Genomic DNA, 23,166 nt, shown 5'->3' with positions numbered 1-23,166 from the left:
AGGTCGACGCGCACGCGGCGCCGCTCAGATCGGCTTCGTCAGATACACCGCCTCCCGCCCCACGATCACGCGCTGCGCGGGCATGAACACGGTGCAGCCGTCGACCGGCGCGCGGATTTCCTCGGCTCCGTTGGTCGCGATCAGCTCGCCCTTCGCGAAGGTCTCGAAGCCGATCAGAGGACGCACGAAGGCGAAGTCCTCGCGCTGGATCACATGCGTCTGCAGCAGCTCGAAGCGGCGCTGCGGTTCGGGTGCGGGTGCGGCCGGCTCCACGGGGTCGACGAGGCCGAAATGGGCGAGGAAGTCGTATGCCACCGCAGTCGCCAGCTCCGATGCCGAGCGCCGGAAGTGCTGGCCGCATTCGACCACCAGCGCCACGCCATCGCCCTCGGGGCCGCCGTGGCGGCCGTACTGGATCAGCGGCGTGCCCGAGCCGAGGCCCTCGGGCATCACCAGATGCACCGGCGGCCGGCCGACGGCCATGGCCACCGCGGCGTTGCGCTCGAAGGCCGGGTAGACCCAGAACGGCACGACGTCCTGGCTGGTCGAGTGGATGTCGAGGATGTGGTCGGCCGCTTCGACCACGGGGCGCAGGATGCGCGCGCGGCGCAGCTCGGGGCTGTCCTCGCTGCCGTCGAGCCAATCGGGCGACCAGATGCGGTTGAGGTTGTGCACGATCTGGCGGCTGTCGTAGGGCGCCTCCTGGCTGAACGATTCGTAGGCCTCGATGTTCGCGAAGCTCACGGTCAGCGTGCCGATCTTCGGGCGCACGCCCTGGTCGAGCAGGTGGGTGGCGGCCGTCATGCCGCAGATCTCGTTGCCGTGCGTGAGGGCGTTGATCAGCACGTGCGGGCCGGGCTTGCCGGATTCGAAGCGGTGCACGTAGTCGATGCCGATGTTGCCCTGGCGGTAGGCCGAGAGATCGCGCGGCAGGACTTCGAAGGCGGGGGGCGTGAGGGTCATGGTGGCGTGAGGCGGGCGAAGCGGAGGTGGGGCGAGTTTGCTACAGCCCGCATGTTCGTGCCGGGCGCCGCTTTCAGCCGGGTTCCGCACCGACGCGCGCGCCCTCACGCCGCCGGTTCGCCGCGCCGCGCCATGTATGCCGCAAGCGCTTCGACCCCCAGCTGGTAGAAGCCCTGCCGCCGATGCACCTCGAAGCCCAGCCGCCGGTTGATCGCGAGGATCGGCGCGTTGACCTCCGCGTTGTAGGTGATGACGGTGCGCAGCCCGGGATGCCGTGCGCGCACGTTCTCGAGCATCGCGGCCTTCACCGCCTTGGCCAGCGAGCGGCCGCGCCAGGCCCGCGCCACGCCGGTCAGGCGCTGGTACAGGCGCTCCGGCGTGCGGGCGTCCCAGTAGGCCTCGCACATCGCGGCCAGCATGCCGTCGGCGTCGACCAGCAGCACGAGGTGGTGCTCGCCGCCGCTGCGGTCCAGTTCGCGGTACCAGTCGGCATAGCCATCGAGCTCGTAGCGCGCGGGCGGCAGTTCGAGTTCGCCGAGCGGCATGTCGTTGAACATGTCCGAGAACGGTGTCATCAGTTGCGCGAGGCGCTCCATCGGCGTGCGGCCGGCATGGATCTCGAACTGCAGCGCGCCGCCTGCATTGCCCTCGGCCTTCCAGCGCGCGAGTTGCCCGGCATCGAGGCGGTCGATCTGCATCCGGCTTTCCACCGCGCGGTGCTTGAGGACCGCGCCCGCGGCGGCCAGGAAGGCGTGCCCGTCGGGATGAAAGGTGTTCATCGTGGCGACCGTCTTGCCATGCGTACGCATGAAGGCCAGGAGCGGCTGCAGCAGCCGGCTGCCGATGCCGCGGCGCCGGTGCGCCTCCAGCACGCCGAGCCATGCGTCCGCATGCGGCGCAAAAGGCTCGCTGTTCGGCGCATCGGGCCGCCGCCGCCAGATCATCAGGTTGCCGACCTGCTCGGCGCCTTCGAGGGCCACGAAGCGCTCGGCCTCGAAGAAGGGCATGCGGCGGCGCGCCGCGTGCTCGAAATCGGCGTCGGTGGACTGCGGCTCGCCGGGGTGCAGCTCCTCGTCGCGAAGGCGCCGGTAGCGATGAAAGCGCGCCCACTCGGCCGGGCCGGCCGTGTCGACGTCGAAACGTTGGATGTCGGTCATGGTCTCTCTCCCTGAGGTCCCGGTGCGGCGTACGTCGCCGCATTCGCGGGGCGGCGATTGTGCAGAAGCCAAGCTTTGGCAAAGCCAAAGCCGAGAAGAAAGAAGAAAGGCCGACCGGCCTTTGGCGGCGCCGAAGGTCGGGCGCGCCAGAATGGGCTTCCCGCGCCTTCGGACAAGGAGCCTGCGCATGCCCTTCTCGCCATCACATCACCTGGCCCTGGCCGCCCTGGGCCTGAGCCTCATCGCCGGACCCGCCGCCGCGCAGCCCACGCCGGCCCCGGCCGCTGGCGAGACCCAGCCCGTCTACACCCGCGCCCGATTCAAGTCGGCGCACGAGGAAGCCGGCAAGCCCTACGTCCGGCTCACGCTGGTGCCGCGCGCGAAGCTGCCGTTCAGCACGCAGACCTTCCGGCTCGCCGACCGCGCGCTGCTGGACGGCATCGCCGACGACTCGCCGGTGGAGTTCGTCTCGCGCCGCATCGACGGCGAGAACACGGTGGTGGCGATCCGCGCGGTGCCCGCATGCAGGCGCTTCCAGAAGTGCTGAGGCCGCCGCCCTGCCCGGTCACCAGTTGACTTCGCGCTCCGGCGTGGCCGAGATGTGGTGGATCGACAGGTCGGCGCCGTCGAACTCCTCTTCCTGCGACAGCCTGAGCCCCATGGTGGCCTTGAGCGCGCCGTACACCGCGAAGCCGCCCGCGAGCGCCCACACCACGCCCATCAAGGTGCCGATGAGTTGCGCGCCGAGGTTCACGCCGCCGATGCCGCCAAGCGCCTGGGTGCCGAAGAGGCCGGCCGCGATGCCGCCCCAGGTGCCGCACAGGCCGTGCAGCGGCCAGACGCCGAGCACGTCGTCGACCTTCCATTTGTTCTGCGTGAGCGTGAACATGAAGACGAAGATCGCGCCGGCCACGCCGCCCACCACCAGCGCGCCGATCGGGTGCATCAGGTCGGAGCCCGCGCACACGGCCACCAGGCCCGCCAGCGGTCCGTTGTAGACGAAGCCCGGGTCGTTGCGGCCCATCGCCAGCGCCACCAGCGTGCCGCCGACCATCGCCATCAGCGAATTGACGGCCACCAGGCCCGAGATCTTGTCGATGGTCTGCGCGCTCATCACGTTGAAGCCGAACCAGCCCACGCAGAGCACCCAGGCGCCGAGCGCGAGGAAGGGAATGTTCGACGGCGGATGCGCAGACAGCGAGCCGTCGCCGCGGTAGCGGTTGCGGCGCGCGCCGAGCAGCAGCACCGCGGGCAGCGCGAGCCAGCCGCCCACCGCATGCACCACCACCGAGCCCGCGAAATCGTGGAACTCGTGGCCGGTGACCGAGGCGATCCATTCCTGGATGCCGAAGTGCTTGTTCCAGGCGATGCCCTCGAAGAAGGGATACACCAGCCCGACGATGACGGCGGTGGCGATGAGCTGCGGCCAGAACTTGGCGCGCTCGGCGATGCCGCCGGAGATGATGGCCGGAATGGCGGCCGCGAAGGTCAGCAGGAAGAAGAACTTCACGAGCTCGAAGCCGCTCCTGGCGGCCAGCTCGCCCGCGCCCACGAAGAAATGCGTGCCGTAGGCCACGCCGTAGCCGACGACGAAGTACACGATGGTCGAGACCGAGAAGTCGACCAGGATCTTCACCAGCGCATTGACCTGGTTCTTCTTGCGCACGGTGCCCAGTTCCAGAAAGGCAAAGCCGGCATGCATGGCCAGGACCATGATGGCGCCGAGGAGGATGAACAGCGCATCTGCGCCCTGTTTGAGTGCGTCCATGGGAGCTTCTTGCAGTTTTTGGGATTGAATTGGTGCATCGCACCCGAATCGATCGGGCCGGCGCCGCAGGCAAGCAAAAACGGTGCCTGAAAGCGCGTAGATGGTGCATGCCGAGCCATTCCGGGGCCTGAAGCGGGCACCTCGCACCGGAACGGGACGCACCGCCGCGCACCCGGATGGCGCTGCCGGCAGGGCGGGGCGCCGCCTCAGCCCGCCGCGGCGCGCAGCGCGTCGCGGTAGCGGCGGCTGCAGGGCACGGTGGTGCCGTCGTGCATGTGCAGCCGGGCGTCGCCGCCGTCGAGCGGCTCGATCTCGCGGATGCGCCCGAGGTTCACCGCATGGCTGCGGTGCACCCGCACGAAGCGGGCGGGATCGAGCTGGGTCAGAAAGTCGGTCAGCGTGGCGCGCAGCAGGTAGTCGTGGCCGTTGACGTGCAGGCCGACGTAGTTGCCCTCGGCCTGCAGCCAGTCGATGTCGCCTGCGGCGATGAGGAACTCGCGCCGCAGCTTGCGCACCAGGAAGCGCTCCGGCCGCGCCGGCGGCGCGGGCGGGCTCCGTTCGGCGGCCGCAGCGGCGGGCGCCGCCTCGGGCGGATCGAGCAGCCGCGCCTCGCCCTGCAGCCGCAGCATGAAGACGCCGTAGACCCAGATGCCGAACACCATCGACAGGTAGGCGCGCACGTCCTTGAGGTATTCGTAGCCCCAGCGGCCGGTCCAGCCCGCGAAGTCGTAGCGCTCGCCGGCGGCCGCGTAGACCAGGGCCCGCAGCGCGAACATCGCGGCCACGTGCACCAGGCTGAACATCACGCTGCCGGCCAGATGCCAGGCCAGGTAGTGCAGCAGCCGGGTCCGCGCGAGCGGCGCGAGCCGGCGCTGGAGCGCCACCACGGCCGGCACCAGCGCCAGCAGCACGAGGTGGCTCGACACCTCCCAGGTCACGATCTCCCAGGCGGCGCGCGGCACCGCGCGATCGCGCGCGTCGACCAGCGCCACGCTGGTGTTGAACAGCGCCTGCAGCGCCATGAAGACGATCCAGAAGCCGACTTCCACGCGGCGGCGGACCGGTTCGTAGCGTTCGTACAGGTTCTTCGGGGAATCTCCCATGGGCGGGATTCTCGCGATCCGCGTGCCGCGCGGGGAAATTTCGTCCCGCGGGGCCGCCGCTCGTCACAAAAAGCGCGCGGCTGGTCCCGCGGACGCGCCGCGGGCGGCGGGGCACCGCAACCATGGGCGCTCGCGTTCCCAAGGAACTTCCATGCACCCCCCGTCCGCCCTCGCCGCCCCATCGGCTCGCCGCCACGACATCGACGCGCTGCGCGCGCTCGCCTTCCTGCTCGTCATCCTCTACCACGTCGCCATGTACTACGTGGCCGGCTGGCCCTGGCACCTCAAGAGCCCGCATGCGGCCGAATGGCTGCAATGGCCGATGCGGATGCTCAACCTCTGGCGCATGGACCTGGTGTTCCTGATCTCGGGCGTGTCGCTGGCCCTGCTCAGCCGCGGCCGGAGCCCCTGGCAGCTGCTGCGCGGCCGCGGCATGCGGCTGCTGCTGCCGCTGGTCTTCGGCATGGCGGTCGTGGTGCCCTACCAGGCCTATGCGGAAGGGGTGGCCAATGGGCTGGTGGCGCCCGGCTTCGGCACCTTCCTGCTGCGCTACCTGCCGATGCGCGAGCCCTGGCCGCGGCAGGCCTTCACCGGCGCGGCATTCGGCATCACCTGGAACCACCTCTGGTACCTGCCCTACCTGTTCGCCTACACCGCGGTCGTGGCGCTCACGCTGCCGCTGTGGCGCTCGCGCGCCGGCCAGGCGATCCGCCGCGGCTTCGACGGCCTGCGCGGATGGCGCCTGCTGGTGCTGCCCGCGCTGCCGCTGATCGCCTGGACGATGCTGCTGGCGCCGCACTTTCCGCCCACGCACGACCTGGTGCGCGACTTCCACCTGCACAGCATCTACTTCACCGTGTTCCTCTACGGCTGGTGGATGGGCACGGACGCCGGCATCTGGCACGAGCTGGCGCGCCTGCGGCGGGTGTCGCTGCTGCTCGCGGCGGCGGCGTTCGGTGCCTTCGTCGCGCTGCGGCTCGGCCCGCGAGGGCCGCTTTCCGGCGCGGCGATCGACGTGCTGCGCATGCTCTACCTGTGGCTCGCGGTCGCCACCCTGCTGGGCCACGGCCATCGCCACCTGAACCGGCCATGGCCATGGCTGCGCTGGGCCAACGCGTCGGTCTATCCCTGGTACGTGCTGCACCAGACGCTGATCGTCGCGGGCATCGTGCTGCTCGCGCCGCTGGCGCTGGGGCCGGTGCTCGAGCCCGCACTGCTCGTGCTGCTGACCATCGCCGGCTGCGCGCTGCTGACCGACGGGCTGACCCGCCGCGTCGGCTGGCTGCGGCCCTGCTTCGGGCTCAGGCGCGCGGCGGCGTCGCGGGCGGCGCCTCTTCCACCGGAACCAGGATGGCGCTCCCCGTCGCCAGGAGCTTGAGGCTGTCGCCCTCGCCCTGGCCATGGAGCTCGGCCGTGGCGAAGACCTGCTTGCGCCCGGCCTTCACCACCCGGCCGCGCGCCACGAAGACACGGCCGATCGCGGGCGAGAGGCAGTTGACCGAGAAGTGCGAGGCCAGCACCCGCCCCGCCACCGTCGCGGCCGCAAAGCCGCAGGCGGTGTCGAGCATGGCGCCGATCAGCCCCGCGTGCAGGAAGCCGGCGTACTGGCCCATGTCCTCCTCGCGCCAGGCCATGCGCAGCTCGGCCTCGCCGTCGGCGGCGCGCGTGACCTCGAAGCCGGCCCAGCGGTTGAACGCGGCGGTCCGGTTGATGGCCTGGATGGTGTCGAGCATGGCGGTCCTTCTTTCTCTTCGGCGGGAATGAACGAATGGGGCGTCGGGTCCCGCGGCCACTCTACGAACGGCAGGCCGCGCGCGCCGTCGCGACTGCGACGCGCGCGGCCGCGGGAGTTGCCTGCGCGACAGTTTTTTTGAAGGAGCGTCAACCCCGTTCGCCGAAGCCGGCCGTAGGAGTGGAGGAACGAACCACCAACGAGGCTTTTCGATGACCGCCATCTCCCGTCCCTCCCCCCTTCTTCCGCTGCGCGCCGGCTGGCGCACCACCGCCCTCGTGGCGGCCGCGGCCGTGTTCGGCACGCTCGCCCATGCGCAGACCCTCGCGGGCGCCGCGGCGGCCACGCCTTCGCGCATCACGCAGGTCAAGGTCTATCCCGGCAGCGCCACGGTCGAACGCGTGGCACGCGTCGCGGCCGGCAGCCGCTCGGTCACCTTCGCCTGCCTGCCCGCCGGGCTGGACGTGCAGAGCCTGCAGGTCGAGGCCGGTGCCGCGGTGCGCGTCGGCGAGACCTCGGTGCTCACCGAGCCGCGCGAGCGCTCGGCGCGCTGCGCGACCAGCGCGCTCGACGGCCGCATCCGCGAACTCGAGGACCAGAAGGCGGCGCTGCAGGCCGAGAACGATGCCCTGGGCCTGGTGACCGGCTACCTCCGCGGCCTGGCCGGCGGCAGCGGCGAAGCGGCCCAGGGCGCGCGGCCGCCGGCCGATGCGCGCGGCCTGGCGGCCATGACCGACGCGATGCGCCGCACCGGCCAGGACGCGCTGCAGAAGCAGCACCAGCTCCAGCGCCGGCAGGCCGACATCGACCGCCAGCTCGATCCGCTGCTGGCCGAGCGCAAGCGCACGCAGGGCCAGGGGGCGCAGGTGATGGCGGTGACGGTGACGCTCGCCGCCAGCGCCGACGCCGACGTGAAGCTCAGCTACCAGGTCAACGGCCCCGGCTGGACGCCGAGCTACCGCGCGCTGCTCGACACCGCCACGCGCAAGGTGCGCATCGAGCGTCAGGCGCTGGTGGCGCAGGCCACGGGCGAGGACTGGCAGGGCGTGAAGCTGGTGCTCTCGACCGGCCAGCCGCGCCGCGAGACCGCGGGCCGCACGCCGGGCGCATGGCGCATCGGCATCGAGCCGCCGCCGCGGCCCCAGGCCAGGAGCACCGATGCGATGGCGCCGATGATGGCCGCGCCGGCGCCCGCCGCCGTGGCCGAGCGGCGCGCGATCGCCGAGGCGCCGCCGCTCTTCGACGTGAACGTGTTCGACAACAGCTTCGCCACCGAATTCGCGCCGGGGCAGCTGATCGACGTGCCCTCCAACGGCCAGCGCGTCACGCTGGCGCTCGGCCACCATGAAGACACCGCCAGGCTCGCCGCGCGCACCAGCCCGCGCATCGACCCGAGCGCCTTCCTGGTCGCCGAGCTGCCGCAGCCCGCGGGCGTGTGGCCGGCCGGGCCGCTGCAGCTCTACCGCGACGGCAGCTACGTGGGCAACGGCCGCTGGAGCGCGCCCGACGACGCCCGGCTCACGCTCTCCTTCGGCCGCGACGAACTGGTGCGCGTGCAAGCCGAGCCCGAGAACGACAGCCAGGGCACGGGCGGCTTCGCGGGCACCCGCGCCGAGCGCAAGGTGCAGCGTGCCTACGTGGTCGAGAACCGCCACCGCACGCCGATCGAGGTGCAGGTGCTCGAGGCGGCGCCGGTCTCGGTCGACGAGCAGGTGCGCGTGGCGGCGCAGTTCTCGCCGCAGCCCGGCGACCTGGCCTGGAACAAGCAGCCGGGCCTGGCGATGTGGCGGCTGACGCTCGACGCGGGCCGCAGCGCGCGCGTGGCGGCCGACTACACGATCAGCTATCCCAAGGACGCGCGGCTGCAGACGCGCTGAGCACGCCGCGCCGCAGCGTCAGAAGTCGAACCTGGCCGCCACCTCGAAGGTCCGCCGCGGCGCGAGCAGCACCTGGCTCGTGCTGCGTCCGACCCAGGTGGCGTAGAGCTTGTCGGTCAGGTTGCGCACGCGAAAGCTCAGCAATGCGTTCTTCAACCGGTAGCTCATCGCCGCATCGAGGGTGGTGTGGCCGTTGATGCGGATCTCGTTGGCGTTGTCGGTGAACATATGGCCGGTGCGGTTCAGCGAGACGAAGTATTCGAACTTCGAGCCGTCCGGCCGGTAGGTCGCGAACAGGTTCGCCACGCGCTCCGGCACGTTCGGCGGCGTCATGCCCACGCGCGAGACGTTGCCCGCCTCCACCAGCGTGTCGAAGCGCGCGTCGAGCACCGCCAGATTGCCCGCCAGCGTCCATTCGCGCGCGGGCTTCCAGACCGCCGACAGCTCCAGGCCGCGCGAGGACTGGCGCCCGTTGTTCACCGTGTTGGAGGGGTTGGTCGGATCGCGCGAGAGCACGTTGTCGAGTTCGATCCTGTAGGCCGCCGCGGTCCACGACAGGTTGGCCTCGGGCAGGCTCTGCTTGAAGCCCACCTCGGCCTGCCTGCCGCGCGACATCGGAAATGCCGCGCTCGAGGCCGACAGCAGGAACAGCGAACTCACCGGCAGCGTGGCGTTGGTGTACTGCGCATAGACGCTCGATGAGGGCGTGAGGTCGTACACCGCGCCCAGGCGCCCCGAGGTGGCGCGGTAGCTGGCGCCGTAGCGCGTCGAGCTTCCCAGGTTCAGGTCGACGACGCCGCGGTCGACCTCGGTGCGGTCGTGGCGCAGGCCGGCGACGAGCGTGAGGTTTCGCGTGGGCTTGAGCGCGTCTTCCACGAAGACCGAACTCACCCGCGCCTTGGTGAAGGTGTCGGTGCGGTTGCCGCCGCCGGTGCTGAGCGCCGGGTCGTCGTTGAACAGGCCCACGTAGGGGTCGAACACCGAAACGCGCAGCGCATTCGCAGTGAAAGCGCTGCGGTCGGAGAAGCGGCGCTGGCTGCCGAAGCGCGTCTCGCTGTACTCGCCGCCGATCACGAAGCGGTTGTCCATCCCGCCGAGCGTGCCCTTGTGCGTGGCATCGAAGCGCTCGAGCCAGAAGTCCTGGTCGTGGGTGATCAGCGTCTGGTCGCGCGCGATGTGGGCCGGTGCCACGAAGGTGGCGCTCTCCGAGTTGCGGAACACGCGGTTCGACCTGTTGGCCGACAGCTCGTTGCGCCACGACCAGCCGCCGCCGAGCTGCCCGGTCAGGCGCGCGCGCAGCCAGTAGGTCTCGGAGGCGTTCTCGTCGTCGAGCACGTTGTAGTTGGTGCGCGTCATGCGCGCGTCGATCACGCGGCCGTCGGGCGTGCTGACCACGCCGGTCGGCTGCGTGGCGAAGCTGCGCGGCACGAGCGGCGTGCCCCAGTAGGCGCGGTTGTCGTCGCGCAGGTAGTCGAACGAGAGGTCGAGCTTCACCGAGCCGCCGAGGTCGAGCAGCAGCCCGCTGGTGAGATGGTCGATCCGCTCGCCGTTGCGGTCGATGCTGCCGACCTTGCCGTCGTTGCGGCTGTAGTCGATGCGGTAGGCGCTGCTGTCGCCCAGCCCTCCGCCGAAGCCGAAGGCCGTGCGCGTGGAGCCGTGGCTGCCGTACGAGAGCAGCGCCTCCTTGTTCGGATTGCTGCGGTCGGGCCGCTTGGTCACGAAGTTGACGACGCCGCCGATTGCGCCTTCGCCGTCGAGCACCGAGGCCGGGCCCTTCAGCACTTCGATGCGCTCGTAGTTCCAGGTGTCCTGCACCCGGTTGACCACGCCCGCGCCGGAACTGCGCACGCCGTCGTAGAGGTACTGCAGGCTGGTGAAGCCGCGGGTGGAGAGCGTGGTGGGCGCCGACGGCGGACCGCCGCCCGACAGGCCCGCCATGCCGCGCAGCGCTTCGCTGAAGGTGCGTGCGCCGCGCTGCTGCATCGCCTCCTGCGAAAGAATCTCCACCGAGGCCGGCGTCTCGCGCACCGACAGGCCGAGCCGCGAGGCGGCCCCGCTGGGCGCCTCGAGGTTCAGGCTGCCGGGGTCGCGGCTGCCTTCGACGGTGATGGTGCCGAGCTCGCCGCTGCTGCCCTGCGCATGGACCGCCTGCAAGGCGGCGACCGCGGCGAGCGCGATGGCGGTGCGATGGCATCTGGTCATTGTTGGAATCTCCCTGGTTGCGATTGAAGTGAAAACGGACGCGGCCTCACGCGACCGAGAAACGGCGCAGGCGCCATGCGGCGAGCGCGAGCAGCAGCAGGCCCGGCACCAGCAGCTGCAGCACCGCGATGGCAGCCTGGCCGCGCAGCAGGCCGGCGGGCTCCTCGCGCCAGGCGAAGGCCGGGATGCGGTCGAAGTCCGTCGGCGTGAGCGCGTCGCGCGCATCGATGCGTGGGAAGAAGAAGGCTTTCCAGGCCTCGTGGAAGGCCACGGTCTGCGCGTCGAAGCGCGCGTGGCGCCGTGCGCCGTTGCCCGCCAGCGCGGTCATTGCCCTCGTAGGCCACCGCGGCTGGCGACACCGCGCCGAAGCGGCCCAGCAGCGCCTGCTGCCGTGCCTGCTGCGCCTCGAAGCGCTCCAGCAGCGGACGGATGGCCTCGTCCACCTCGCGCTCGATCCGGTAGTTGGCGAGCGCACGGCCGGCGATCTCGATCTTGCCGTCGCGCGGCACCAGCACCGCGCCGCGGCCGACGTGCTGGTACTCGGTGCCCAGCAGGTCCTGGTGGCGCTTCATCGCCTCGGCCGTGAGAACGCGCTGTCGCGTGGCGAGTTCGGTGCGCGAGGGCGCCGGGCTGAACTGCGTGACCGCCAGGTTGAGCAGCACCGGCGCCACCAGCACCAGCAGCACCCATGCGATCACGAGCACCATCGCATTCGTGGCCGAGGAGGCGCCGAAGGCATTGACCGCCACCACCAGCGCGAACCAGAACAGCGCATAGGCGCCCACGAGCAGCGCCCACCACAGCGTGGCGCTGCCGGCGCCGCCGGCCAGCCCCGCGTGGCGCGCCATCCAGAGCACCGCCACCGGCAGCAGCACGGCCGGCCCCAGCAGCACCGCGGCGCGCACCGTGAGCTTGCCGGCGAGCAGCGTGCGCAGCCGCAGCGGCTGCGAGAGCAGAAGCCGCAGGGTGCCGTTCTCGCGCTCCGCCGACAGCAGGTTGTAGCTGAGCGCGAAGATCAGCAGCGGCAGCAGGTAGACGATGACGAAGGCCAGGTCGAAATGCCCGCTCAGCAGATGCCACGGGTTCTCGATGTCGCTCGGGTTCATGAACGTCACGCGGCTCTGGTTGGTGACCTTGTACTGGCTCGGGAACAGGTCGCTCTGGCCCAGCGCGACCGGACCGAGCGGCGCGCTCGGCAGCAGCACGTGCGGGCCGCCGTAGCCGCTCGCCATGCGCGCCGGATCGGCGGGGTTCTCGAACGGCGTGGGCTGCGCGGTGCCGGCGAGGATGGCCTCGAGCTGCACGCGCTGCGCGGCGCGCGTGTCGCGGTCGGCCTGCGCGACGGCCGCCTGCGCGCGATCGCGCCGCGCGGTCTGCTGCAGGCCGTTGCCGAGCGCATAGGCCACGAGCAGCAGGAACAGCGCGCCGACGACCCACAGGCCGCGCTCGGCCAGCATCAGGCGGATTTCCTGGCGCATCACGGCCAGCAGGCGGCGGCCCTGGGGAGGATGGATCTGCATGCCGATCTCCCTTTCAGAGTGCGCGCTGGCGCTGGGTGGCGAAAGCCGCGAAGGCGGCCGCGAGCAGCAGACCGGCACACAGCACGGCGAAGCTGCGCGCCTGCCGCGCGAGCGCCCAGCCCGCGCCCGGCGGCCGGTAGTCGAACGGCGGCACGGTGGCCCAGAGCTCGGGCGGCGCCTGGTAGGAGAAATGGCGGTCGCCGAGCGGATCGGCATGCGCCACCAGGTCCCTGCTCATCAGGTCCTGGATCTGGCGGCGGTGCCCTTCGGCCGCGGTGGTGAAGCGGCGGTGGTGCGCGAAGTCGGTGCCCGCCATGCCCATCGAGAAGCTGCGCACCGCGAGGATCGGCAGCACGAGTCCGCTCCACTCCTGCATCGCCTGCTGGCGCTCCCAGGTGTCCCAGAGGCGGTTGTAGTGCCGGTCGTACACCGGGTAGGAGGCCTGGTCGTCGAGCCGCAGCGCGATGCCCCATTTGCTCAGCGGCACGTCGCGGCCCCAGCGCTCGGTGGTGCCGAAGTTCTGCTGCCAGACCCGGTCCGACACGGCCTTGAGTTCCGCGCCGAGCTGCTGGTTGAATACCAGCCGAGTCGGGCTCGGGAACCAGTTGCGCGAGAGTTCGGACAGCACGCGCGGCGCCATCACCGCCTGCCCGATCCAGAGCGCGAGCAGCACGGTGATCGCCATGCGCGAGCTCGACGCGAGGGCCGACACCCCCAGCACCACGAAGACGAAGATGCCCAGGTACACCGCATAGCCGAGCGACCACGCGGCCAGCCGCAGCAGCGCATCGGCGCGCTCGCCCGGTGCCGCGCCCGCCGCCACCGCGATGGCCGCGACGACGGCCGCCGGCGCCAGCAGCGCCGCGAGCGATGCCGCCAGCGCCAGCGCCTTGCCCGCGAGCAGCCGCAGCGGTGCCACGCCCAGGCTCAGCGTCTGCCGCAGGATGCCCTGCTCGCGCTCGCCCGCGAAGGCGTTGAAGCCCAGCACGATCACCAGCAGCGGCCCGAGCACCTGCAGCACCCAGCCGACCGAGAGGCTGCCGAAGCGCTGCAGGCCGGTGGCGTCCTGTGCGGCGTTGAACTTCACTTCGCTCTGGCGGTGCGCCTGCAGCCACACGGTGCTGCCGATGAAGGGATCGATGCCGGAGTCGACCATCGACAGCGGCGGCTCGGGCTTGAAGGCATGCATGCCCTGGTGGGCCGCGTCGTGCGGATGGCGGCTGTCCTGGTGCAGCCAGTCGTGGTAGTCCATGGCCTGCGCGGCGACCTGCTCGGCGCGCGCGGCGCGCTGGTGCGACCAGCCCACGGCGAGCGCGGTGAGGAGCAGCACCACCACGAGCCCGCCGGCCCAGTACAGGCGCCCGTCGCGCAGGCGTTCGAGGAATTCGCGCCGCGCGATCCAGTGCGGCAGCAGCAGCATTTCGGTCCTCATCTCAAGCCCTCATGTGCTGCAGGTAGAGCGACTGCAGGTCGGTGCGCGCGATCTGCGCCTCGCCGTCGAGGCTGTCCACCAGGCGCCCGCTCTTCATGATGCCGACGCGCGTGGCGGTCTGCTGCGCGTGGAACAGGTCGTGCGTGGTGGTGAGCACGGCCACGCCGCTGTCGGCCGCGCGGCGCAGCAGGTCCGAGAATTCGGCGGCCGCATGCGGATCGAGCCCGGAGGTGGGTTCGTCGAGCAGCAGCGCCTTGGCCTCCTTCGCGAGCGCCACCGCGATCCACACCTTCTGCCGCATGCCCTTGGAGTACGCCGACACGCGCTTGTCGGCCGCCGCGGTGTCGAGCCCGACCTCGGTCATGAGTTCCAGCAGGCGCGCGCGCGGCAGCTCGCGCCCGAGCGCGAGCCCCGCGAAGAAGCGCAGGTTCTCCAGCCCAGAGAGGGTGCCGTAGAGCGTGACCTGCTCGGGGATGTACGCCACGTCCTGCTTGGTCGCGACCGGATGGCGCGTGACGTCGACGCCGTTGATCTCCACCGTGCCGCCGCTGGGCGCGATGAAGTTGAGGAACAGGTTGATCGTGGTCGTCTTGCCCGCGCCGTTCGCGCCCAGCAGGCAGTAGATGTCGCCGCCGCGCACGTCGAGGTCGAGACGGTCGAGCGCGGTGTGCGTGCCGTAGTGTTTGGTGAGGCCGATGGCTCGGAGCATGGGGGATCGGGTCCAGTGAAAAAGCAGGCGACGTGCGCGGGCCTGCGCCGGCGCGCGCGCCGATGCAGGGCTGTTCGGTCGTGGGAAAGCGGCGGAAGGCCCGCCGGGGGTCAGCGTTCGTTCAACGCCTGTTGTGCTCGTTCTTCGCGCCGGCCTGCCGCGCCTGGACGCAAGGGCCAGGTGGACCGGCGTCGCGGAAGCGGCCGCGCCGCATCACGGGCGGGCAGATCGCGGTCGCCGTCTTTGGCTTCCTGGAGGGAGGTCAGGATGTGCATGGGCTCGGTCGAAAACTCGAAGAGCCCGGATCATACGTTGTTGCTAATCAATTCTCAATAGCAGTTTGAACGGACTGCAGCCTGACCGCGCATCCGGCGCGACGCCCCGCCGCGTCAGCCGTCCTGCCCGGGCTCCGCCTCAGGCTGCGGCTGCGGCTTGCCGCCCTTCTTCCCGCGCGCCGCCTTCTTCGCGGCGCGCTCGGCATCGGCGCGCTGGCCCTCCGCGAGCCAGCGGCCGAACTCCTCCGGCGTTTCGAGCGTGATGCGCCCGAGGTTGCCGGCGCGGAATTCGTGCATCACGATCTCGGCCGCCTTCTGCAGGTTGACGCGCCCCTTGCCGAGCAGCGCGCCGCGCTTGCGGCCGATGGCTTCGAGCAGTTCCTCGTCCTTCATGGCCGCGATCGCCGCCGCATCGTGCGCGAGCTTGAAGCGCTCGGCGACCCCACTCGCGTAGTTCGCCTTCAGGTAGCCGAGCAGTTCGAGCGCCACCTCTTCCTCGTCGAAGGCGTTGCGCCCGACCGCGCCGCTCGCCGCGAGGTTGTAGCCGCTCTTCGGCACGATGATGCGCGGCCACAGCATGCCGGGCGTGTCCCAGAGGTAGAAGTCGTCGGCCAGCGTGATGCGCTGCTCCAGCTTGGTGATGCCGGCCTCGTCGCCGGTCTTGGCCTTGCGGCTGCCGGTGAGCGTGTTGATGAGCGTGGACTTGCCCACGTTCGGAATGCCGCAGATCAGCACGCGCATGGGCTTGGCGAGGCCCCCGCGCTGGGGCGAGAGCGCGTGGCAGGCGCGCACGATGGCCTGCGCGGGCGTGGTCTGGCTGGCGTCGAGCGCGATGGCGCGCGTGTCCGGCAGCGCGTTGTAGTGCGCGAGCCAGAGCGCCGTGCGATCGGGGTCCGCGAGGTCCTGCTTGTTGAGCACCTTGAGCGCCGGGCGCCCGGCCGTGAGCCCGGCCAGCATCGGGTTGGCGCTCGAGCCCGGCAGCCGCGCGTCGAGCAGCTCGATGACCACGTCGATGTCCTTCACGCGTTCGGTGATGGCCTTCTGGGTCGAGTGCATGTGACCGGGGAACCACTGGATCGCCATCGGAGGTGTTCTTTCTCTTTCGCTGGGAGGGCCTGCATTGTGAACGGTGCGCGCGGCCCGGCCGGCGGCGCTACGCTTTCGATAGCTGCGCGGGGCACGGCCTCTAGAATCCGCGCGGGCCGCACGCCGCGCGTCCGCCATAACCACAGAGGGAAATCCATGTTCAAGCGCCTTGCCGCTGCCGCCCTGCTGGCAGCCACCGCCGTGTCCGCGCCCGTCGCCCATGCCCAGCGCCCGTCGCCGCCCCAGGGGCCGATGATCGACGGCTATCTGTGCTGCAACATGCGCAGCTACGGCAGCGCGATCAGCGACATCAACTACGACGAGCAGGGCACGCACGTCGTGGCCGTGGGCACGCCGGCGCGCATCACGGCCTACGACTTCCGCTTCTTCAAGCTCGACCTCGCGGGCAAGCCGCAGCGGATCAACAACGACTACAGCCGCAACATCACGCTGATCGACTTCGCGAAGCGCTACGTGGTGGCCGAAGACCCGAAGCAGAAGATCGCCGCCTTCTCCGGCCCGGTCCGCGACGCCATCCTCGCGGGCAAGGTCATGCCCGGCATGACGCGCGAACAGGTGCTGATGGCGATCGGCTATCCCATCGCCAGCGAAACGCCGAACCTGGAAGCGCCCACCTGGCGCTACTGGCGCGACAGCTGGTCGGAGTACCAGGTGAGCTTCGACGACCAGGGCCTCGTGAAAGCGGTGGTGGGCGACCCGGTGTCGCTCGCGCGGGTGCGCGCGACGGCACCCTGAGCGGCGTGCGCGCGGGCGCGCGCACTGAAGAAGTTTTTTACATCGAGGCGGGCAGTTCCGCCCCTATCATTTGTTCGAGGGCGGCGCATGGGCGCGTCGGTCGAAGCTAGAACTTTTGATGGATGGAGTGAACGCGATGAAACCCGTCTCCGAACTGCTCAAACGCCATGATTCCGCCGCCTGGCGCACCTCGCCGAACGCCACGGTGTTCGATGCGCTCGAAACGCTGGCCCGCTTCGAGGTCGGCGCGCTGATGGTGATGGAGGGCGAGAAGCTGGTGGGCTTTCTCTCCGAGCGCGACTACACCCGCAAGGTGGCGCTGCAGGGCAAGAACTCCAAGGAAGTGAAGGTCGCGGAGATCATGACGCCCGACGTGATGACCGTGACGCCGCAGACGCGCACCCGCGCCTGCATGGCGCTGATGAGCCAGCGCAAGTTCCGCCACCTGCCGGTGGTCGATGGCGACAGGGTCGTGGGCATGATCTCGATCCAGGACCTGATGGACGACATCATTTCCGACCACGAGGAAACCATCGCGCAGCTCACCACCTACATCCAGAGCTGAACGCCGCCTCCCTCGGCAGCATGGGGCACACGCCTACGCGCCGCGGCAGCGAACCGGGTCCACAGTAGGGGCTCGTCCATCTCATCGACAGGGAGACATGCATGCAGATTCAGGTCAACACGGGCAACGGCGTCGACAACAAGGAGGCGCTCGAGCGCTGGGCCGATGCGGAGATCAAGCAGCAGCTCGGCCGCTTCGTCGACGACGTGACGCGCGTCGAGGTGCATCTGAGCGACGAGAACCATGAGAAGGCCGGCCCCGCCGGCAAGTGCTGCGTGATGGAGGCCCGCCTCGCGCACCACCAGCCGCTGGTCGTGACCCAGCACGCCACCGGCCTCGACGAGGCGTTCCGCGGCGCGGCCGACAAGCTCAAGCGGCTGCTCGACCACACGCTGGGCCGGCTGAACAGCCACCGCGACCGCGAGTCGATCCGCAAGGACAGCTCGGGCTTCATCGCCGAATAGCCTTGCCGGGCTGGCGGGCGCCGCGGGCCCTGCGCGCAGGCGGCGGGGCGGGCGCTTCGTCCGTCTGCGGGAGCAGCGGCGGCCGCTGGCCGGTCTGCATCCAGGCGTCGTAGAAATCGATCTTGCGGTCGACCAGCGACAGCGCCCGCTTCCACTCGCCGATGGTCTCCAGCACGCGTGCGCGGTGCGCCGCGAGCATCTGCCGGCGTTCGTGCAGCGTGGTCCTGCCCTGCAGCGCGAGCGCGGTGTAGGCGCGCATCTCGGCGATCGACATGCCGGTGCGGCGCAGCCGGTCCATCAGGTCGAGCCAGCCGACGTGCAGCTCGCCGTAGAGGCGCCGTCCGCCCTGGTCGCGCACCACGCCGGGCACCAGCCCCTGCGCCTCGTACCAGCGGATCGCATGCACCGTGCGGCCGGTGCGCGTGGCGAGCTCGCCGATGTGGAACGGCGCCCCGCGCTCAGCCGGCATGGGCGGGCGCGGGCGGCGCCTCGAGCGCCTGCTGCACCAGGGCGGTGTCGAAGTATTCGGTCAGTTCCTTCACCTTGCCTCCTTCGATTCGGTAGACGTAGCAATAGCGCTTGTTGTAGCGCTTGCCGGCCTTGGTGGGCACGTCGCCGCTGAACAGCACCACCACCCGGTCGTCCTCGGCAATGATGCGCTCGGTGCGGCTCACGTAGGGCGCGGCGAACTGCGCGAACAGCGGCCTGATGAGCTCTTCGCGGATGGCCGCCTTGCCGTCGTAGGTGCGCGACCACGGCGTGGTGCCCTCCAGCGTCCAGCGCGCGTCATCGGCCAGGCTGTCGATGAAGGCCTGCCCGTTCCCCTTGTCCAGCTCCGAATGGATGTGCGCGACCAGCGCCTTGTTCTCTTGCGTCGTGTGCTTCATGGCTGCTTTCCTCGATGTCAATGAATGGATGGGCCGGCATTGCGCCGGCGTTTTCATTGGAAATGCTCGAGTGCACGCGAGGTCAAGCGCCCTGTGCGCGGGCCGCGCCGCGCTCAGCCGCGCGAGGCGCGGGCCTTCATCGCCTGGCCGACCCCGTTGGTGCCCTGCGCGGCACCGCTCTGCGGCACGGTCTCGCCCTCGCGCGAGCTCACTTCGGCCAGGCGCGCGGCGAGCTGCTCGGGCGTGTCGGGGCCGACGCCGAGCCATGCGCCCTGCGTCAGCGTGATGTGGGCCGCCTCGAAGGTGCCGGCCCCGGCGCACAGGATGGTGCGGTTCGGCGCATTCTCCGCGGCCAGCACCAGCATCGCGGGCACGACGGCTTCGGGCCTGAGCGCGTCCAGCACTTCCTGCGGCATCAGGCCCTCGGTCATGCGCGTGGCGGCGGTCGGCGCGAGGCAGTTCACGCGGATGTCGTTCTTCGCACCCTCGATGCTCAAGGTCTGCATCAGCCCGACCAGCGCGAGCTTGGCCGCGCCGTAGTTGCTCTGGCCGAAGTTGCCGTACAGGCCCGAGGACGACGTGGTCATCACGATGCGGCCGTACTTCTGCGCGTTCATCAGGCCCCAGACGGCCTTGGTGCAGTGGACCGCGCCCATCAGGTGCACGTCGACCACGAGCCTGAAGTCGGCCAGGTCCATCTTGGCGAAGCTCTTGTCGCGCAGGATGCCGGCGTTGTTGACGAGGATGTCGACCCGCCCCCAGGCGTCCACGGCCTGCTGCACCATCGCCTCCACCGCGGCGAAGTCGGTCACCGAGGCACCGTTGGCGATGGCCTCGCCGCCCGCGGCGCGGATCTCCTCGACCACCGCCTGCGCGGCGCTCGCCGAGCCGCCCGAGCCGTCGGCCGCGCCGCCGAGGTCGTTGACCACCACCCGGGCGCCGCGCGCCGCGAGGGCCAGTGCATGCTGGCGGCCCAGGCCGCCGCCCGCGCCCGTGACGATGGCCACGCGGCCCTTGAAATCGATGGTGTTGCCGTTGCTCATGGTTGCTCTCGCTGCTTCTCTGGGGGAGGAATCGGGTGTGCGGCCGCCGCGGCCTGCGGCGGCCGCGTGCGTTTTACCCCAGAAAGGCGCGGCGGACCGGCCGCCCCGGCGTGCGCTCAGTCGCGCGCGTGACGCAGGCTTTCGCAGTACACCACCAGCTGGTCGAGCTCGGCCGACTTGTCGAAGAAGGCGTCGGCGCCGAGCTGGGCCGAGCGCCGGCGCATGTCGGAGGTGGCGTAGTTGCTCAGCACCACCACCTTCTGCCGCGCCCGGCGGTTGCGGCAGGCCCGCACCACGCCCAGGCCGTTGCCGCGCTCCAGGAACAGGTCGACGATCGCCAGGTCCCAGTCGTCCCGATGGTGCTGCAGCCACTTCACCGCCTCTTCCTCGGTGCTGGCGCAGGCCACCACGTCGGCGTCGGCCACGTCATGCAGGAACCCGACGAGGTTCTCGCGGATGAGCGCGCTGTCCTCGACGAGATAGGCCTTGAAAGTCATGCCGGCACCTCCGGCGCGGCCCGGCGCCGAAAGGGGGAAAAACTGGTACTTGGCGGATGCATGGAACCGATGGTCGCCGCCGTGGCGACGCCTGCGGTGAGCCATGCCGGCCAATGCCTGTAGGCCATTGGCGACCTCGATTGTCGTCAGGCCGGCGGGGCGCCGGTGAGACGCGGAGGACAGGAAAACTCAGGCCGCGACGGCCATCCGCCCGTGGCCGATGCCGAGCCGCGCGGGCGACACGTACTGCTCGCGGTAGATCTCGAAGGGCATGGTGTCGGCGGCCTCGATGCGCTTCTGCTCCTGGATCGAATCCTCGGTCATGCGCTCGAATTCCGCCTGCTGCGCGGCCGAGAACGGCAGCGCGAGCATGGCGGCGCGCGTCTGCTCCGACTGGGCGCGCACGAAGCCGATGAAGGAATTGCCGTGCCGCGACGCCACCGCCGCGAGCACGCGCGCCGACGGCAGGCTGTCGGGTGCCTGCAGCGCGGCCAGCGCGGCGCGCACGGCCTCGGCATGCAGCGTGCCGCCGTGCGCGGCATCGAGCGCGGCGGCGATCGGCAGGCACTGCTCGACCAGCTCCACGCCCCAGTCGGCGAGCGCCACCTCGCGGCCGCCGCGCAGCAGCTTCAGGCCCGGCTCGCGTCCGCATGCGGCCGTGAGGTGCTGGTTGTGGGCGAGTTCGGCGATCTCCTGCGGCGTGTCGTCGGGGCTGTCGCCGAGCAGGCAGTGCAGCAGGAACACGTCGAGGAAACGCATGGTCTGCGCGCTGATGCCCACGGGCTCGAAGGGATCGAGGTCCATCAGCCGCACCTCGACGTATTCCACGCCGCGTTCGCGCAGCGCATGCAGCGGGCGCTCGCCGGGGTTGATGACGCGCTTCGGGCGGATGGTGCCGTAGAACTCGTTCTCGATCTGCAGCAGGCTGGTGGCGAGCTGGTTGTAGTCGCCGCCGAGGTTGCGGATGCCGATGGCCTCGTAGGCCGGCCAGGGCCGCGTCAGCGCATCCTGCAGCGAGGCGCCGTAGCCCTCGAGGCTGTTGTAGCTCACCGCGAGCGAGGCCTGGGCGTCGCTCTGGTAGCCGAGCCGCCCCATGCGCAGCGAGGTGCCGTGCGGCATGAACATGCTGCCGTCGCCGAGCGGCTGCAGCTGGTGCGGCCGGCCCGCGACGAAGCTCGAGCACAGCGCGGGCGAGGCGCCGAACAGGTAGAGCAGGAGGAAGGCGTGGCGGCGGAAGTTGCGGATGAGCGCGAAGTATTCGTCGCTCGACACCTCGGGCAGCGACCAGTTGTAGTGGATGCCGGAGATGGTCTGCATGCGCCGGCCGTAGCGGTGGCTCAGGCCCATGCGGTAGACGCTCTTCGCGCGCCCCACGTTCGACGAACCGTAGCGCCCGATCGGGATGGTCTCGTCGGTCGGCAGGCCGCAGGGCATGCTCGACACCCAGAGCCGCTCGTCGCCGAGCGAATCGAGCACGCGGTAGGTGAACTGGTGCACGCGCGTCAGTTCCTCGAGCGCCGCATCCACGTCGGCATGCACGCCGGTGATGAGCTCGAGCTGCGATTCGCTGAAGTCGGTCGTGATGTGCGGATGGGTCAGCGCCGATCCCAGGGCGGCCGGATGGGGCGTGAGCGCGAGCTTGCCGTCGGGATCCGCACGCAGGCTCTCCTTCTCGATGCCCCGGCGCATGCCCTTCAACCGCCCCGCCGAGAGCGCACCCAACCGCTCCTGCAATCTGCTGCTCATATTGTTATGACCCGTCAATCTCTGAGGGGCTGGAAGGTAGCACGGCGGCGCGGGCACTGCTCGTGCAGGGAATCCCTGCATCGGCTATGCTGCGCGCCGCTCCGATTTCGATAGCAGCAGCCACGATGCACCTCAGGGCACGAGCACGCGCAGCAGGAAGCGGTTGAGGTCGGCGATCTCCTCCATGCAGACCGAATGCGCCATCGGGTACTCGTGCCATTCGACCGCATGGCCCAGCGCCGCGAGCGCATCGCGCGACTGCAGCGCGCGTGCGATCGGCACCACCGGATCCTGCCGCCCGTGCGCGAGGAACACCGGCGTCTCGTGGTTGGCCGCATGCCGCTCGGCCGCGGTGGTGGCCGCGATCGGCAGGTAGCCCGAGAGGCCGACGATGCCCGCGAGCCGCTCGGTGTGGCGCAGCCCCGTCATCAGCGCCATCGCGCAGCCCTGCGAGAAGCCCGCCACCACGATGCGCCCGGCCGGGATGCCGCGCGCCTTCTCGTTCGCGATCAGCGCCTCGATCGCGGCCTGCGAGCGGCGCAGGCCGGCCTCGTCCTCGCGCACGACGAGGTCGGCCACGGCGATGTCGTACCAGGCCGGCATCTGGTAGCCGCCGTTGATGGTCACGGGAATCACCGGCGCATTGGGGAACACGAAACGCACCGGGCCCACGCTCGACAGGTCGAGTTCGCTCGCGATCGGCACGAAGTCGTTGCCGTCGGCGCCGAGGCCGTGCATCACGATCACCGCGGCGGTGGGGTGGGGGGCGGTTTCGATTTCGATCGGAGGACGGGACATGGTCGGCAGAAGGTATTCGGAAAATCGGCGAAAACCGGACCTTAGCGCATTCGGACCCCTTGGCGCGCGGGGTTGCGGAATGCAACACAATGGCGGTTCTCCGCCAAGCCCATGCGCCCGATGCCGAAGCCCTCCTCAGCCGCCGCTGCCACGCCCTTCGACGGCGACGCCCTGCTGCGCGCGGCCGGCCTGCGCGTGACGCGCGCCGCGCAGACCGTGCTCGCGCTGCTCGAGCACGCGGCCCAGCCGCTCACGCACGACGAGGTGGTCGCCGCCTACACCGCCGCCGCCGGCGAACGGCCCGACCGCGTGACCATCTACCGCGTGCTCGACCGGCTCGTCGAAGCCGGCCTGTGCGACCGCCGCGTGGCCGCCGACCGGGTCAACCGCTTCTCGCGCCACGTGGAAGCCGCCTCCGGCCATGTCTTCGAGTGCGACCAGTGCCACAAGGTGCTCGCGCTGCCGGCCGACCCGGCGCTGCCCAGGGTCATGAGCCGGCTCGGCCGCGAGCTGCGCAAGCACGGCATCGACGCGCGCCGGGCCGCGCTCACGCTGCACGGGACCTGCGGGGACTGCAGGACCTGAG

At 70.7% G+C, this 23,166-nt stretch carries 24 protein-coding genes and 1 pseudogene; 7 read left to right on the top strand and 18 right to left on the bottom strand.

Annotation, left to right across the window (positions count from 1 at the left end; all coding sequences use genetic code 11):
• Positions 1-24 precede the first annotated feature (24 nt).
• Both M2165_RS17705 and M2165_RS17700 read right to left on the bottom strand, forming a co-directional pair.
• Complete coding sequence (locus M2165_RS17705; protein ID WP_280815894.1) at positions 25-963, bottom strand: succinylglutamate desuccinylase/aspartoacylase family protein; 939 nt, start codon at positions 961-963, stop codon at positions 25-27.
• A 104-nt stretch (positions 964-1,067) separates the two neighbouring features.
• Complete coding sequence (locus M2165_RS17700; protein WP_280815893.1) at positions 1,068-2,120, bottom strand: GNAT family N-acetyltransferase; 1,053 nt, start codon at positions 2,118-2,120, stop codon at positions 1,068-1,070.
• Between the two features lie 187 nt (positions 2,121-2,307).
• On the opposite strand from M2165_RS17700, the gene M2165_RS17695 reads away from it, so the two are divergent.
• Positions 2,308-2,667 (top strand): hypothetical protein, encoded by a 360-nt coding sequence (locus M2165_RS17695; protein WP_280815892.1) that lies wholly within the window; start codon positions 2,308-2,310, stop codon positions 2,665-2,667.
• Between the two features lie 18 nt (positions 2,668-2,685).
• On the opposite strand, the gene M2165_RS17690 is transcribed toward M2165_RS17695, so the two are convergent.
• Together M2165_RS17690 and M2165_RS17685 are read right to left on the bottom strand one after the other, a co-directional pair.
• A complete protein-coding gene (locus M2165_RS17690) occupies positions 2,686-3,888 on the bottom strand; it encodes an ammonium transporter (protein WP_280815891.1) in 1,203 nt (400 codons plus the stop codon).
• A 206-nt stretch (positions 3,889-4,094) separates the two neighbouring features.
• Positions 4,095-4,991: a LytTR family DNA-binding domain-containing protein gene (locus tag M2165_RS17685; RefSeq protein ID WP_280815890.1), complete on the bottom strand. Its 897-nt coding sequence runs from the start codon at positions 4,989-4,991 to the stop codon at positions 4,095-4,097.
• A 151-nt stretch (positions 4,992-5,142) separates the two neighbouring features.
• On the opposite strand from M2165_RS17685, the gene M2165_RS17680 reads away from it, so the two are divergent.
• A complete protein-coding gene (locus M2165_RS17680; protein ID WP_280815889.1) occupies positions 5,143-6,369 on the top strand; it encodes an acyltransferase family protein in 1,227 nt (408 codons plus the stop codon).
• Here the strand turns inward: M2165_RS17680 and M2165_RS17675 are convergent.
• Positions 6,293-6,724 carry a PaaI family thioesterase gene (locus tag M2165_RS17675; protein WP_280815888.1) on the bottom strand — a complete coding sequence of 144 codons (432 nt, stop codon included), beginning with the start codon at positions 6,722-6,724 and terminating at the stop codon, positions 6,293-6,295. The genes M2165_RS17680 and M2165_RS17675 overlap by 77 nt on opposite strands.
• A 211-nt stretch (positions 6,725-6,935) precedes the next feature.
• On the opposite strand from M2165_RS17675, the gene M2165_RS17670 reads away from it, so the two are divergent.
• Entirely contained in the window at positions 6,936-8,600 is a 1,665-nt protein-coding gene (locus M2165_RS17670; protein ID WP_280815887.1) for a mucoidy inhibitor MuiA family protein, read from the top strand.
• Between the two features lie 18 nt (positions 8,601-8,618).
• Here M2165_RS17670 and M2165_RS17665 read toward each other — a convergent pair whose 3' ends face one another.
• The 7 genes and pseudogenes from M2165_RS17665 to ylqF all read right to left on the bottom strand — a co-directional run bounded on the left by M2165_RS17665 (position 8,619) and on the right by ylqF (position 15,821).
• The gene (locus M2165_RS17665) at positions 8,619-10,802 is read right to left on the bottom strand and encodes a TonB-dependent receptor (RefSeq protein WP_280815886.1); all 2,184 of its coding nucleotides are present in this window, start codon (positions 10,800-10,802) and stop codon (positions 8,619-8,621) included.
• Between the two features lie 46 nt (positions 10,803-10,848).
• Complete coding sequence (locus tag M2165_RS17660; protein ID WP_280817567.1) at positions 10,849-11,130, bottom strand: DUF3526 domain-containing protein; 282 nt, start codon at positions 11,128-11,130, stop codon at positions 10,849-10,851.
• A gap of 343 nt (positions 11,131-11,473) precedes the next feature.
• Positions 11,474-12,259, bottom strand: a pseudogene (locus M2165_RS17655) (ABC transporter permease); the annotation flags it as partial.
• A gap of 76 nt (positions 12,260-12,335) precedes the next feature.
• Complete coding sequence (locus M2165_RS17650; protein ID WP_280817566.1) at positions 12,336-13,742, bottom strand: ABC transporter permease subunit; 1,407 nt, start codon at positions 13,740-13,742, stop codon at positions 12,336-12,338.
• A gap of 13 nt (positions 13,743-13,755) precedes the next feature.
• Positions 13,756-14,463 (bottom strand): ABC transporter ATP-binding protein, encoded by a 708-nt coding sequence (locus M2165_RS17645; RefSeq protein WP_280815885.1) that lies wholly within the window; start codon positions 14,461-14,463, stop codon positions 13,756-13,758.
• 110 nt (positions 14,464-14,573) lie between these two features.
• Entirely contained in the window at positions 14,574-14,738 is a 165-nt protein-coding gene (locus tag M2165_RS17640; RefSeq protein WP_280815884.1) for a hypothetical protein, read from the bottom strand.
• A 114-nt stretch (positions 14,739-14,852) separates the two neighbouring features.
• Positions 14,853-15,821, bottom strand: coding sequence for a ribosome biogenesis GTPase YlqF (gene ylqF, locus M2165_RS17635; protein ID WP_280815883.1), 969 nt, complete (start codon positions 15,819-15,821; stop codon positions 14,853-14,855).
• A gap of 159 nt (positions 15,822-15,980) precedes the next feature.
• On the opposite strand from ylqF, the gene bamE reads away from it, so the two are divergent.
• The 3 genes from bamE to M2165_RS17620 all read left to right on the top strand — a co-directional run bounded on the left by bamE (position 15,981) and on the right by M2165_RS17620 (position 17,609).
• Complete coding sequence (bamE, locus tag M2165_RS17630) at positions 15,981-16,580, top strand: outer membrane protein assembly factor BamE (RefSeq protein ID WP_280815882.1); 600 nt, start codon at positions 15,981-15,983, stop codon at positions 16,578-16,580.
• Between the two features lie 136 nt (positions 16,581-16,716).
• A complete protein-coding gene (locus tag M2165_RS17625; protein WP_280815881.1) occupies positions 16,717-17,145 on the top strand; it encodes a CBS domain-containing protein in 429 nt (142 codons plus the stop codon).
• A gap of 101 nt (positions 17,146-17,246) precedes the next feature.
• Complete coding sequence (locus M2165_RS17620) at positions 17,247-17,609, top strand: HPF/RaiA family ribosome-associated protein (protein ID WP_280815880.1); 363 nt, start codon at positions 17,247-17,249, stop codon at positions 17,607-17,609.
• Here the strand turns inward: M2165_RS17620 and M2165_RS17615 are convergent.
• The 6 genes from M2165_RS17615 to M2165_RS17590 all read right to left on the bottom strand — a co-directional run bounded on the left by M2165_RS17615 (position 17,596) and on the right by M2165_RS17590 (position 22,580).
• On the bottom strand, positions 17,596-18,078 hold the full coding sequence (locus M2165_RS17615; RefSeq protein WP_280815879.1) for a MerR family transcriptional regulator: 483 nt from the start codon (positions 18,076-18,078) through the stop codon (positions 17,596-17,598). The two genes, M2165_RS17620 and M2165_RS17615, sit on opposite strands and share 14 nt — an antisense overlap.
• Complete coding sequence (locus M2165_RS17610) at positions 18,068-18,496, bottom strand: nuclear transport factor 2 family protein (protein WP_280815878.1); 429 nt, start codon at positions 18,494-18,496, stop codon at positions 18,068-18,070. The genes M2165_RS17615 and M2165_RS17610 overlap by 11 nt, the downstream gene beginning before the upstream one ends.
• A gap of 113 nt (positions 18,497-18,609) precedes the next feature.
• The gene (locus M2165_RS17605; protein WP_280815877.1) at positions 18,610-19,539 is read right to left on the bottom strand and encodes an SDR family NAD(P)-dependent oxidoreductase; all 930 of its coding nucleotides are present in this window, start codon (positions 19,537-19,539) and stop codon (positions 18,610-18,612) included.
• A gap of 116 nt (positions 19,540-19,655) precedes the next feature.
• On the bottom strand, positions 19,656-20,036 hold the full coding sequence (locus tag M2165_RS17600; RefSeq protein ID WP_280815876.1) for a response regulator transcription factor: 381 nt from the start codon (positions 20,034-20,036) through the stop codon (positions 19,656-19,658).
• A 189-nt stretch (positions 20,037-20,225) separates the two neighbouring features.
• Entirely contained in the window at positions 20,226-21,782 is a 1,557-nt protein-coding gene (gene gshA / locus M2165_RS17595) for a glutamate--cysteine ligase (RefSeq protein ID WP_280815875.1), read from the bottom strand.
• A 132-nt stretch (positions 21,783-21,914) separates the two neighbouring features.
• Positions 21,915-22,580, bottom strand: coding sequence for a dienelactone hydrolase family protein (locus M2165_RS17590; RefSeq protein ID WP_280815874.1), 666 nt, complete (start codon positions 22,578-22,580; stop codon positions 21,915-21,917).
• Between the two features lie 120 nt (positions 22,581-22,700).
• On the opposite strand from M2165_RS17590, the gene M2165_RS17585 reads away from it, so the two are divergent.
• A complete protein-coding gene (locus tag M2165_RS17585; protein ID WP_280815873.1) occupies positions 22,701-23,165 on the top strand; it encodes a transcriptional repressor in 465 nt (154 codons plus the stop codon).
• The last annotated feature ends 1 nt before the right edge of the window (position 23,166 follow it).

Origin of the sequence: Variovorax sp. TBS-050B, assembly GCF_029893635.1 — a bacterium.
In the GTDB taxonomy this organism is placed as follows: Bacteria; Pseudomonadota; Gammaproteobacteria; order Burkholderiales; family Burkholderiaceae_C; genus Variovorax.
Note: the sequence above shows the minus strand (reverse complement) of the source record. Positions and strands in the feature narration are given on the sequence as shown.